Source organism: Rhizobium sp. CCGE531 (assembly GCF_003627795.1).
Taxonomy (GTDB): domain Bacteria; phylum Pseudomonadota; class Alphaproteobacteria; order Rhizobiales; family Rhizobiaceae; genus Rhizobium.
In genome coordinates this window covers 898,882-910,873 of sequence record NZ_CP032684.1, presented here as the reverse complement: position 1 = coordinate 910,873, position 11,992 = coordinate 898,882, and the positions used below count along the sequence as shown (strand labels likewise).

General features: G+C 62.8%; 10 protein-coding genes. 1 reads left to right on the top strand and 9 read right to left on the bottom strand.

The window, feature by feature from the left end:
* Positions 1-150: 150 nt before the first annotated feature.
* From CCGE531_RS04485 to CCGE531_RS04475, 3 genes are read right to left on the bottom strand one after another with little or no spacing between them, the layout of a single operon-like run.
* On the bottom strand, positions 151-1,017 hold the full coding sequence (locus CCGE531_RS04485) for a patatin-like phospholipase family protein (protein WP_120663103.1): 867 nt from the start codon (positions 1,015-1,017) through the stop codon (positions 151-153).
* 18 nt (positions 1,018-1,035) lie between these two features.
* Complete coding sequence (rsmD, locus tag CCGE531_RS04480) at positions 1,036-1,602, bottom strand: 16S rRNA (guanine(966)-N(2))-methyltransferase RsmD (RefSeq protein WP_120663102.1); 567 nt, start codon at positions 1,600-1,602, stop codon at positions 1,036-1,038.
* Positions 1,603-1,608: 6 nt separating this feature from the next.
* Positions 1,609-3,636, bottom strand: a complete 2,028-nt coding sequence (locus CCGE531_RS04475; RefSeq protein WP_120663101.1) for a pseudouridine synthase — start codon at positions 3,634-3,636, stop codon at positions 1,609-1,611.
* A gap of 72 nt (positions 3,637-3,708) precedes the next feature.
* Between CCGE531_RS04475 and CCGE531_RS04470 the strand changes: the two genes are divergently transcribed.
* Positions 3,709-4,167 (top strand): nucleoside deaminase, encoded by a 459-nt coding sequence (locus CCGE531_RS04470; RefSeq protein WP_120663100.1) that lies wholly within the window; start codon positions 3,709-3,711, stop codon positions 4,165-4,167.
* Positions 4,168-4,203: 36 nt separating this feature from the next.
* Here CCGE531_RS04470 and CCGE531_RS04465 read toward each other — a convergent pair whose 3' ends face one another.
* The 6 genes from CCGE531_RS04465 to CCGE531_RS04440 form a co-directional block, all read right to left on the bottom strand.
* On the bottom strand, positions 4,204-4,833 hold the full coding sequence (locus tag CCGE531_RS04465) for a hypothetical protein (protein ID WP_120663099.1): 630 nt from the start codon (positions 4,831-4,833) through the stop codon (positions 4,204-4,206).
* 134 nt (positions 4,834-4,967) lie between these two features.
* Positions 4,968-7,850 (bottom strand): isoleucine--tRNA ligase, encoded by a 2,883-nt coding sequence (ileS, locus tag CCGE531_RS04460; RefSeq protein ID WP_120666485.1) that lies wholly within the window; start codon positions 7,848-7,850, stop codon positions 4,968-4,970.
* Positions 7,851-8,149: 299 nt separating this feature from the next.
* Positions 8,150-9,625 (bottom strand): sodium:solute symporter family protein, encoded by a 1,476-nt coding sequence (locus tag CCGE531_RS04455; RefSeq protein WP_120663098.1) that lies wholly within the window; start codon positions 9,623-9,625, stop codon positions 8,150-8,152.
* Positions 9,615-9,812, bottom strand: coding sequence for a DUF3311 domain-containing protein (locus CCGE531_RS04450; protein ID WP_047627888.1), 198 nt, complete (start codon positions 9,810-9,812; stop codon positions 9,615-9,617). The genes CCGE531_RS04455 and CCGE531_RS04450 overlap by 11 nt, the downstream gene beginning before the upstream one ends.
* Positions 9,813-9,943: 131 nt before the next feature.
* Entirely contained in the window at positions 9,944-10,927 is a 984-nt protein-coding gene (locus CCGE531_RS04445; RefSeq protein ID WP_120663097.1) for a bifunctional riboflavin kinase/FAD synthetase, read from the bottom strand.
* 15 nt (positions 10,928-10,942) lie between these two features.
* Positions 10,943-11,791, bottom strand: a complete 849-nt coding sequence (locus CCGE531_RS04440) for a TIGR01459 family HAD-type hydrolase (RefSeq protein WP_120663096.1) — start codon at positions 11,789-11,791, stop codon at positions 10,943-10,945.
* Positions 11,792-11,992 lie beyond the last annotated feature (201 nt).

Here is an 11,992-nt window from a genome sequence, read left to right as displayed (position 1 = left end):
AGGAAAAGTGCGCAGCGGTTTTCCGTCCGGAATGCGTAGCAAAACAAGAAGATAGGGCGTTTTCGCGATTCGAAGAAAAGCGGAAATGCTCCAGGCGCTGTCGTTTGTATAGCCGGGGAAAGTAGCGCTGCTCGATTCCGGTGGAATGCCCTAATTCTTCGCCGTCATCACACGATCGAGGGCGAATTTCAGCTCGTCCTTGATGCCGGCCGACATGGCGAGGATATCGCGCGCCTTCAGGAAATCGAGGACGCCCGTGCGGCCGATGGCCGGGCGGAGGAAGATCTGCGGCGCTTGCAGCCGCAGCTTCAGCGCGATGTTGGACTGCATGGTGAGCTGGCCGGCGCCGAACAGGCTTTCGATCCGGTTCGGAATATGCCGGCCGGCGCCTTCCGGGCCGCCGACGACGTCGATGCCGATGATGATATCGGCAAGGCCTGCCAGATGCTCATAGGGAACCGGATTCATGATGCCGCCGTCGATCATCACGCGGTCTCCGAGCTTGACCGGCATGAAAACGGCGGGAATGGCCGCGGAAGCGGCAAGCACCGGAAAGAGCTCGCCCTTCTCGATCACGACTTCGGCCTGATCGTAGTAATCCGTTGTCACCACCTTCAGCGGTATGTGCAGTTCCGAAAAATTCTCCGGGAATGTGGTCGGCAGGAACGTGCGCAGGATGCGTTCGAGATTGAACTGGCCGAACCGGATGCTGCGCATGTTGACCGGCCGCAAGCTCCAGATCTTGTTGAGCACGGCGGGACGATTGCCGACCGTTGCGAGCGTATGGTCGCGGATTTCCGCGCCGCTCATGCCGACCGCCATGGCCGCGCCCATGATCGAGCCGATGGAAGAGCCGGCTATCGCGACCGGGCGGATGCCGAGTTCGTCCAGCGCCTCGATGATGTGGATATGGGCGAGCCCGCGCGCGCCGCCGCAGCCGAAGGCGACCGCGACGCTCGGGATGCCGGAGGCGGCAACCGGGTAATCGCTGCCGACAAAATCAGCATAATCGCCCATATCTTTCTCCTTCCTCCGTCAGGCCGTCCGCGGCTGATAACGGAAGAAATGCATCTTGCTGTCGCCGAAGGTCCGTTCCTCCAGAAACAGGAAATCCGACGGCGCGGCAACGGTGACGTCGGCACGCTCCTCGATGATCGCAAGCGCGCCGGGCACCAGCCAGCCGCCCGCCGCCGCCGCGGCAAAGGCTTTCTCGCCCAATCCCTTGCCATAAGGCGGATCGGCGAAAACAAAATCGAAAGGTTCGAGATTGCCGACGCTGCCGAGATCCGTCGCGTCACGGCGCAGCATGCGCGTGCGGCCGTGCAGGCCGAGCGCATCGATGTTTTCCCAGAGAAGGCCCCTGCCCTCGACGCTGCTTTCGACGAAGAGCACATGACGGCAGCCGCGCGAGGCCGCCTCCAGCCCGACGGCGCCGGTGCCGGCAAACACGTCCATCATCCGGGTGCCGTCTATGGCTTCAGGATAGGCGTGGCTCAGGATGTTGAACAGGCTTTCGCGCGTGCGATCCGCCGTCGGACGAATATCGTTCGATTTCGGCGTTGCAAGAGAGCGACCGCGAAATTCACCGCCGACGATCCTCACCGCGCGTCAGCCCCTGCCGCCCTTGGGGCCGCCCCTGCCGGGGCCACCGCGACCGGAGCCGCCGCGCGGACCACCGGATGGGCGACCTGCGCCACCCGGCTTGCCGCCAAAGCCACGCGAGCCACCGGGCTTCCCGCCCGGCTTGCCACCAAAGGATTTACCGCCGCCCGGCTTCTTGCCGAAGGGCTTGCCGGCCGGCCGGTCGCCAAAAGAGCGCTCGCCTTGAGGGCGATCACCGAAGGGCCGGTCACCACGCGGCGGACGATCGCCAAATGGACGGTCACCACGGGGGCGCTCCGAACGCTGCTCACCATCGAAAGCTCTGGCGCGAGGACGCTCATCACCCTCAGCGCGGGGCCGGCGTTCGCCATAGGGACGATCGCCACGGGGTTTATCGCCATAGGGGCGATCACCACGAGGCTTGTCACCGAAAGGCCGGTCGCCGCGAGGCGGACGGTCGCCAAACGGGCGATCACCGCGAGGACGCTCGGAACGGCCTTCGCCATCGAAAGACTTAGCGCGAGGACGATCACCGCCCTCCGGCCGCGAACCACGTGGCTTGTCACCATAGGGACGATCACCGCGAGGCTTGTCGCCAAAAGGCCGGTCGCCCCGCGGAGGACGATCGCCGAACGGGCGGTCGCCACGGGGACGATCGGAACGCTTGCGGTCCGAACCTTGGTCATCGCCACGCCCCGTGCGCGGAGCTTCCTCGCTCGAACGAATCCATTCGCCATCCGCCTCGGCCACGCGGTTGACGCGAACGCGCGGGCCTTCGTCCGGGCGGTCGAAGCCACTGCGCTGCGGGCGTTCAGGTTCGCCGCGCCGGGAGGCGGTCTTTACATTCTTGGCAGCCTTGGCCGCGGCCTTTTCACCGAGCGGCCTGGCACCAGGCGCCATCCAGACATTGGCGCTGCGGCGCGGGCCGAGCGGCTGGCGCTTCTGACGGTCATCGTCCTTGTGACCACCATCGCGGCCGCCTTCGCGACGATCGTCGCGCTTGGCATCACGCTTCGTGTCGAGACGGCTCAAGGCGCGTTCGCGCTTATCTTCGGGACGTTCGCGGTCGCGCCTCGGACGCTCTTCCTTGACCGTCCGAACCGGCTTGGCATCCACCTCTTCGGCTTCGGCAACGGCCGGGGCATTGTAGAGCGGCGCGTCGAAATTCGCCTTGGCGTCCTCGACCAGACGTGGGCCAAGCTGATCGCGCAGCGTGCGGCCGCGCACTTCCAAGACGTGACCTTCCGGCAGCTCGCCGAGCTGGAACGGGCCGTAGGAGATGCGGATCAGGCGGTTGACCTCGAGGCCGAGCGCGCCGAGGACATTCTTGATCTCCCGGTTCTTGCCTTCGCGCAGGCCCATGGTGATCCAGACGTTGGAGCCTTGCGTGCGGTCGAGCGTCGCCTCGATCGAGCCGTAGAGCACACCGTCGACTGCAATGCCTTCCTTCAGCTTGTCCAGCGCTTCCTGATCGATCTCGCCATGGGCGCGGACGCGATAGCGGCGCAGCCAGCCGGTCGTCGGCAGTTCCAGAACGCGGGCCAGGCCGCCGTCATTGGTCAGCAGCAACAAACCTTCGGTATTGATGTCGAGGCGGCCGATCGACATGACCCGTGGCAGCTCTTCCGGCAGATTGTCGAAAACAGTCGGGCGTCCTTCCGGATCGGCATTGGTGGTCACCAGGCCGGCCGGCTTGTGATAGAGCCACAGGCGCGTGCGCTCGATGCCGCGGATCGGCACGCCGTCGACCTCGATCTTATCGGCCAGCGTCACGTTGACAACAGGCGTATCCAGCGGCACGCCGTTCAGCCTGACGCGGCCGTCCATGATCATGCGCTCGATATCGCGGCGCGACGCCACGCCGGCGCGCGCCATCACCTTGGAAATGCGCTCGGCCTTCCCATCTCCTGCCACGGTTTCATCCGCGGCCTTGACGGTTGCGGCTTTTGCCGGCTTCGCGCCATCCGATTTCATCTGCTTGTCGCGAGCAAAGGGTTTAGGCCCAGGCCGCTTGGGCTTGTCATTCATCGTCATTTGTTGTTTGCCTGAATTTTTAACGCGTGTTCCTATCAGGTCACGCCCTTGCGGTTAAGTGGAAAATCTTGAATGGCGGCTACAAATCAATTCATGGAGCTTGCTTTGGCCGAAGCGCGCCGCGCCGGAGAGCGGGGCGAAGTACCGATCGGCGCCGTTATCGTTCTCGACAGCAAGGTCATCGCCACCGCCAGCAACCGCACCCGTGAACTCCACGACGTCACAGCCCATGCGGAAATCGTCGCCATCCGCCTGGCCTGCGAAGAGCTGGGCCAGGAGCGTCTTGCAGGCGCCGATCTCTACGTCACGCTGGAGCCCTGCACCATGTGCGCCGCGGCCATTTCGTTCGCGCGCATCCGTCGTCTTTACTATGGCGCCGAAGATCCGAAAGGCGGAGGCGTCGACAACGGCGTGCGCTTCTATCATCAGCCGACCTGCCATCATGCGCCGGAGGTCTATTCCGGCCTCGGCGAGACCGCATCCGCCGATATCCTCAGAGGCTTCTTTCAAGCGAAACGCTCCGAAGACTGAAAAGCGGCAGTTTAGAGCCGCCGCTTTGAGAACTTCTTACTGGAAGGGCTTCCACCAGCTGCTGTTGTTGGACTGCTGCGCAGCCTCCGCATCCTTCTTGCGCTTCTTTTCCTTCTTGGATTCGGGCGTGCCAAGATCGTTGAGGGCAGCCTGATCCGCAACCTCGCGATATTGCTGCGGCGGGTCGATCAGATAGCGGCGCTGGTTGATATAGGTGCCGGCTTGATCCTGACGCGCGGCGCGATAGGCAGCCGTCTGCTGCGCCTCGGTCATGCGGTTTCTGCCGCTGTCGGCCTGAGCCAGGGGCGAACGATAGTTGACGTCGTTCTTCTTCTCGTCAGCTTCCGTGGCAAGACGCTTGCGCGCATCCTCCGGCGATTCCAGCCAGGCCGGATTGTCCTTGCTTGCAAGCGACTGCTGCGGCGTGGTCAGAGTATCCTTTGCACCACCGACGACCAGGCCGGGGCGGTTCGGATATTTCACGCCCTTCTCTTTCGGCGTTGCGGCCGAAACAGACGCGATATCGCCAAGGTCATCCAGGAGCTGCACGCCGGCCGTCTTGTCGGTGCCGTAAGTCGGGCTGCTCAGGCAGCCGGACATGGCACCGCAGCCAATCACAAGTGCCGCCAAGCTGACGCCGACACGAACGCTATGCATCGCTCTCATGAAAACCCTTCCCAGCCATGCCGGAATAAACGTAACAAGACCCCATTTGACGGCAACTGCCGCAAAAATCGGGCCATTTTCAGGCAGGTTTTACCGGATGAACGCCGCAAAGGCAATTCATCCGGCAAGTTTCTTCAGTTGACAGCCATCAGCTCGCGCAATGCCGCGGCATCGCGAGCCGAGACATCCGGATATTCCGGATCGGAACCGACATCGGTGGTGATGCGCCAGGAACGGGCGCATTTGCTGCCTTCGGCAAGCTTCGGAACCACACCGACCTTGGCATCATCTTCGAGGCGGAAGGCATCGGCCGGACCCTTACCACCAAGGACGGTGATGCCCGACGTGATGCAGATCTCGGAGAAGTCCTGCCCTTCGAGCACCTTCAACAGCTCCGGATCGGCGATATAGACCACCGGGGCGGCTTCCAGCGAGGAGCCGATGCGCTTGTCCTTGCGCTCGATTTCCAGCGCGCCAGTAACGACGCTGCGCACGGCACGGATCTTCTTCCATTTCTCGGCCAGCGACTCGTTTTTCCAGTCGGCGGGAATGGTCACGAACTGCTCGAGATGAACGGAGACCGCCGACGGGTTGCGCGACAACCAAGCCTCTTCCGTCGTGAACGGCAGCATCGGCGCCAGCCATGTCACCATGCAATCGAAGATCGTTCGGATGACGGCGAGCGAGGCGCGGCGGCGCGGGCTCGACGGCGCATCGCAATAGAGCGCATCCTTGCGAACATCGAAATAGAAAGCCGAGAGCTCGACATTGGCAAAATCGATGAGGGCGCGGGCAATGCGCTTGAAGTCGAATGCGTCGTAGCTTTCGCGCACCAGCTCGTCGAGCTCGGCGAGGCGATGCAGCATCAGCCGCTCCAGCTCTGGCATGTCGACATAGGCGATCACCTCGCCCTTGTCGTGCGCCAGCGTGCCGAGCATCCAGCGGATGGTGTTGCGCAGCTTGCGATAGGCATCGACATTGGTCTGGATGATGGCCTTGCCGAGGCGCTGGTCTTCCCAATAATCCGTGGTCATGACCCAGAGACGCAGGATATCGGCGCCGGCGTCCTTCATCACGTCCTGCGGAGCGACGACATTGCCGAGCGACTTCGACTGCTTGCGGCCATGCTCGTCCATGGTGAAGCCATGCGTGACGACAGTATCGTATGGCGCACGGCCACGCGTCGCGGCACTTTCGAGCAGCGACGAATGGAACCAGCCGCGATGCTGGTCGGAGCCTTCGAGATAGACGTCCGCCGGCCACTTCAGGTCCGGGCGGTCTTCCAGCGTGAAGGAATGGGTCGAACCGGAATCGAACCACACGTCGAGGATGTCCATGACCTGCGTCCAGGGCTCGTTGGCCTTTTCGCCGAGGAAGCGTTCGCGCGCGCCTTCGGCAAACCAGGCGTCGGCGCCTTCCTGCTCGAAAGCCTCGAGGATGCGGGCGTTCACACCATCATCCTGCAGGATATTGCCATGCTCGTCGACGAAGATCGCGATCGGTACGCCCCAGGCGCGCTGGCGCGACAGAACCCAGTCCGGACGCTGCTCGATCATGGCGCGCAGGCGGTTCTGGCCGGCTGATGGCACGAAGCGCGTATCGTCGATCGCCTTCAGGGCGCGCGAGCGCAGCGTCGAGCCGTCAGCGAAGTCCTTGTCCATATAGACGAACCACTGCGGCGTATTGCGGAAGATGACCGGCTTCTTCGACCGCCAGGAATGCGGATAGGAATGCTTCAGCCGGCCGCGCGCAAACAGCGTGTTCGTCTCGATCAGCGCCTTGATGACGAGATCGTTGGCATTGCCCTTCTTGCCGTTGTCGTCCATGACGCGGCCGCCTTCGAAGCCGGGAGCATCGGCGGTATAGAAGCCGGCGTCATCGACCGGGAACGGGATGGTGGACGAGATGCCCCGCTTTTCGAGGTCGCGCGCATGCGACATCCAGGCGTCAAAGTCTTCGCGGCCATGGCTGGGAGACGTGTGCACGAAGCCGGTGCCGGCGTCGTCGGTCACATGATCGCCGTCGAGCAACGGAACCTTGAAGCCGTAGCCGAGCGAGGCCAGCGGGTGCGCGCAGGTGAGTGCGGCGAGATCGGCGGCGGTGACGTCGCCCAGGCGCTTGTACTGCAGCTTTGCCTTGGCGAAGGATTCCTCAGCCAGCTTGTCGGCGAAGATCAGCTTCTCGCCGGGGCGAGGACCGAAATCATTAGCCGCTTCCGTGACTTCATAAAGCCCGTAGGACACACGCGAGGAATAGGCGATCGCGCGGTTGCCGGGGATCGTCCAGGGCGTGGTCGTCCAGATGACGACGAAGGCGCCGACGAGATCAGCCGAGCCTTCGGCAACCGGGAATTTCACCCAGATCGCGTCGCTCTCGACGTCGGCATATTCGACCTCGGCTTCCGCCAGAGCCGTGCGCTCGACCACCGACCACATGACCGGCTTGGAGCCACGATAGAGCTGGCCGGTGCGGGCGATCTTCAGGAGTTCGCCGGCGATGCGGGATTCCGCATGGAAGTTCATGGTCAGATAGGGATTTTCGAAATCGCCCGTGATGCCGAGGCGCTTGAACTCCTCGGACTGGATCTTGATCCAGCCGGCGGCAAAATCGCGGCATTCCTGGCGAAACTCGTTCACCGGAACCTCGTCCTTGTTCTTGCCCTTCTCGCGGTACTTTTCCTCGATCTTCCATTCGATCGGCAGGCCGTGGCAATCCCAGCCGGGAACGTAGTTGCTGTCATAGCCGCGCATCTGGAACGAGCGGGTGATGACGTCCTTGAGGATCTTGTTGAGGGCATGGCCGATATGGATGTTGCCGTTGGCATAGGGAGGGCCGTCATGCAGCACGAACTTCTCGCGGCCGGCGGCGGAGGCGCGCAGCGTCTTGTAGAGGCTCATCTCCTCCCAGCGCTTCACCAGCTCCGGCTCCTTCTGCGGCAGCCCGGCACGCATCGGAAAATCGGTTTCCGGCAGGTAAAGGGTCTTGGAGTAATCCATCTTTTCAGCGGTATCGGTCATAGTCGTGACAATTGCCTCGGTGTCTCGGGCGTCTTGCGCCTGAACTGGCGCAGCCATATGGGGATTTTTCGGCGGCGGAAAGCGTCTCGTGAACGAGACGCCAAAAACCCGGACCTTCCGGCAGCTTACAGCGCGCGGAAGGCCGGGCCAATAATTCGTATCGATAGGCTCGGCCGAAATTGGGTCATGGTCGCCGGTTCATAGGCGTTTTTTCCAAGGAAAGGAAGAGAAAACAGTTGCGGCAATCCATAGAAAAGCCGCGGACGTTTCCGCCCGCGGCCTATAGGAGATTGCTTCGGTCAGGCGCGTGCCGTCGCTCGCGCCGGCATGACGGCGTTGAGGACCACCGAGACAAGGATGTTTGCCACGAGCGCCAGCAGCCCCGTATAGACAGTGAAGCTTGCGTCTCCGAACGGAACCAAATGCAGCGGCTTCCAGCCGGCATCCCAGACGAGATAGGTGCCGCCGAAGAAGCCGACGAACCAGCCGACAAGCAGGGCCGGCGCGCGAAACCACTTGGTATAGAGGCCGAAGACCAGGGCCGGCAGCGTCTGCAGTATCCAGATGCCGCCGAGCAGCTGCAGATCGAGCGCGAACTGTGTCGGCAGGAAAATAATGACTAGAAGCGCGCCGACCTTGACGACGAGCGAGGTCATCTTGGCCACCTTTGCCTCGCCGGCATCGGAAACCTGCGGATCGATGTAGGCTTTCCAGAAGTTGCGCGTAAAGAGGTTGGCGGCGCCAATGCTCATCACGGCCGCCGGCACGAGCGCACCGATGGCAATCGCCGCAAAGGCAAAGCCCGCAAACCAGCTCGAGAACAAGGTCTGGAACAGCGCCGGAACGACGTCATTGGCGCTGTCCAGCTTCAGATGGGCTGCATGGCCCATATAGCCGAGCAGAGCCAGGAGACCCAGCAGCAGCGTATAGGCCGGCAGCAGCACCGCATTCTTGCGGATGGTATTGCCGCTGTTGGAGGCAAAGATGCCGGTGAGCGTATGCGGATACATGAAGGCGGCCAGCGCCGAGCCGAGTGCAAGCGTCGCATAGGCGACGTACTGGTTGCCGCCGAGCAGCAGGCTGCCCGCACCCTTGGCCTGGAAATCCGCATCGGCCGCGGCGAAGACATTGGCGTAGCCACCGAGCTTTGCGGGGATAAGGGCGATGGCTGCGATCACCACGATGTAGATCATGATGTCCTTGACGAAGGCGATCAGCGCCGGCGCGCGAAGACCGGCCGAATAGGTATAGAGCGCCAGAATGATGAAGGCCACCGCAAGCGGCAGTTCGCCGTGGAGCCCGAGTGCCTTGAAGACCGCCGTCATGCCGACGAGCTGCAAGGCGATATAGGGCATGGTGGCGATGACGCCGGTCAGCGCAACCGCCAATTCGAGCGCGCGCGAGCCGTATTGGCCATGCACGACATCGCCAGCGGTGACATAGCCATGATCCTTCGCGCGCTTCCACAGAAGCGGCATGACCATGAAGACGAAGGGATAGACGACGATCGTATAGGGCAGCGCGAAGAAGCCGTAGGCGCCGACCGTATAGACCAGGGCCGGCACAGCAATGACGGTATAGGCGGTGTAGAAGTCGCCGCCGACGAGGAACCATGTGATCCAGGTACCGAAAGTGCGTCCGCCAAGGCCCCATTCGTCGATATGGGCAAGGGTCTTCGGTCGGCGCCAGCGCGCCGCGACAAAGCCCATCACGGTCACGAGCGCCAGGAAGAAGATGAAGACGGCGAGTGCGGTCATATCGATCTCAGTCGTCATGGCGCATGCTCCGATAGGCGATCCACGTCAGGATGGCGGTGATCGGCACCCAGGCCAGCTGATACCAATAGAAGAACGGAAACCCGAGCAGAACCGGATCGTGGCTGTTGTAAAAGGGGACCCAAAGCAAACCAATATAAGGAATAACGAGCAGCCAGCAGGCCGCCGTTCCGAAACGTTTATCCATCTCGTGCGCCTTTCGGAAAACGGGCGCGGCGACTCGCACCCAGCTGCGAGCATTGCAGCATCTTCCTACCCGCTCAAGGCAAAAACATACTGCACCGCCGCAATCCTTGCGCGCAGCAATGCCGAATAAAATCAGCTGAACGCGATGATGCGATCGAGATCGCTGAGCGGCTGAACGCCGGCGAGCAGCGCCCGCGCCTCTTCCTCATCCTTGCGGATCTGTGCGACCAGCGGGTCGAGGCCGTCGAACTTCAGTTCGGGGCGGAGGTAGCCAAAGAAGGAGACCGAGCAGATCTGGCCGTAGAGATCGCCGCTGAAATCGAAGACGAAGGTCTCGAGCAGCGGGGCGCCGTTGTCTGTTACCGTCGGGCGGCGTCCGTAGCTGGCAACAGCATCACGGATGACGCCATCGGCCGTGCGGAAGCGCACGGCATAGATGCCTGATCTCAGTGATATTTCCGATGGAAGCTGCATGTTTGCCGTGGGGAAGCCGAGCGTGCGGCCCAGCTTCTCGCCGCCGATGACGGGCGCCTCGACGGTGAAGCGGTATCCAAGCAGGCCGGCGGCCTGAGCAACATCGCCTTCGGCCAGCAGCGCGCGGATGCGGCTCGACGAGATGACCTCGGTATTTTCATCGCGGAAGGCATCGATGAGCGTCACGCCGAAACCGTTGTGGCTGCCGGCGTTCATGAGAAAAGCCGGACCGCCCTGGCGATCGTGGCCGAAATGGAAATCGAAGCCGGTGACGACTTCGGAGGCATGCAGCCAGTCGATCAGGATCGAATGGACGAATTCATCGGCCGAACGCTGCGAGAAGGCGCGATCAAAGGGATATTCGATGACGGCGTTGAAGCCGAGCGCTTCCAGGAGACGCGCCCTCAACGGCGCTGGGGTCAGCCGAAAGACCGGCTGCTCGGGCTTGAATATGGTGCGCGGATGCGGCTCGAAGGTCAGCACGAGAGCTGGAATGCCGCGTTCCCTGGCGATCTCCAGCGCGCGCGTGAGCACGGACTGATGGCCACGATGCACGCCGTCGAAATTGCCGATGGCGATGACACCGCCCTTCAAGGCATCGGGAAGCGGCTCGCGGGTCTCGTTGCGATGGAAAACGGTCATCGTCTGCCACTCTCCTCAGACAAGGCGCGGCATCCACCACTTCGGCGAAGCCTGCTCGCGTGCCAGGAAGGCACCGAGGGCGGCCTCATCCGTATGCCCCTCGACGACATATTCGCGGGCGTGGATGCCATGGCTGATATAAAGGAGATCGAGGCCATAATCGAGCGCGCCGCGCACGTCGGTCGGCATGCCGTCGCCGATCGCGACCACGCGGGACAGCGGGAATTCACTGCGCACTTCGCGCGCCGCGGCGAGCGCTGCATCATAGATCGGCTGGTGCGGCTTGCCGGCGATGCGCGTCTCACCCCCGAGCCGCTCGTAATAGGCGGCCATGGCGCCGGCGCAGGGGATCATCCGGTGGCCGCGCTCGACCACGAGATCCGGATTGGCGCAGATCAGCGGCACGTTGCGGGCCGACCAGGCCGTCAGCATATCGGTATAGTCGTCGGGCGTTTCGGTCTCGTCATCGAAGAAGCCAGTGCAGACGATGCTTTCGGCCTCGCCCGCATCGACACGCACGACATCAAGACCTTCGAGGATGCCGGTATCCCGCTCCGGACCGAGGAGAAATACCTTCTTCGGGCCTGCGGCGATCAGCTTACGCGTCACATCGCCCGACGTGACGATGCGATCGTAGGCGCTGTCGGGAATGCCGATCGCCCGCAACTGCTCGACCACCTTGGGAGCAACGCGCGGAGAGTTGGTGATGAGCACGACGGCTAGCCCTTCGCCGCGGGCGGCTTCCAGCGCGATGGGGGCTTCCTCATAGGCGGAGACGCCGTTGTGCAGCACCCCCCAGACATCGCAGAGCGCCACATCATAAAGTCCGCCGATTTCGCGAAAGCTTTCGATCCGTTTGCCCATGCCGTCCTCGCACCTAATAAATCACGGGCTGACATCGCAAACCGGCCGGCAAATTACAAGAGCGGCCCGCAAGGTTTTTGCGACGCACAAGGCCCGGAAAGCGGCTCCGGAACGGGAAGATGACGATCAATGAGAGACAATCCGGGCTTTCGCCCCGGACGTGAAAAGCAGGGCGCCCACCTGACAAGATAGCCACGATGG

Coding starts and splice junctions, on each gene's coding strand:
- CCGE531_RS04485 (WP_120663103.1), bottom strand. CDS start 1,017: ATGGGCGATTATGCTGATTTTGTCGGCAGCGATTACCCGGTTGCCGCC.
- CCGE531_RS04440 (WP_120663096.1), bottom strand. CDS start 11,791: ATGGGCAAACGGATCGAAAGCTTTCGCGAAATCGGCGGACTTTATGAT.
- CCGE531_RS04470 (WP_120663100.1), top strand. CDS start 3,709: ATGGCGGCTACAAATCAATTCATGGAGCTTGCTTTGGCCGAAGCGCGC.
- CCGE531_RS04450 (WP_047627888.1), bottom strand. CDS start 9,812: ATGGATAAACGTTTCGGAACGGCGGCCTGCTGGCTGCTCGTTATTCCT.
- CCGE531_RS04445 (WP_120663097.1), bottom strand. CDS start 10,927: ATGACCGTTTTCCATCGCAACGAGACCCGCGAGCCGCTTCCCGATGCC.
- CCGE531_RS04475 (WP_120663101.1), bottom strand. CDS start 3,636: ATGACGATGAATGACAAGCCCAAGCGGCCTGGGCCTAAACCCTTTGCT.
- ileS (WP_120666485.1), bottom strand. CDS start 7,850: ATGACCGATACCGCTGAAAAGATGGATTACTCCAAGACCCTTTACCTG.
- CCGE531_RS04465 (WP_120663099.1), bottom strand. CDS start 4,833: ATGAGAGCGATGCATAGCGTTCGTGTCGGCGTCAGCTTGGCGGCACTT.
- CCGE531_RS04455 (WP_120663098.1), bottom strand. CDS start 9,625: ATGACGACTGAGATCGATATGACCGCACTCGCCGTCTTCATCTTCTTC.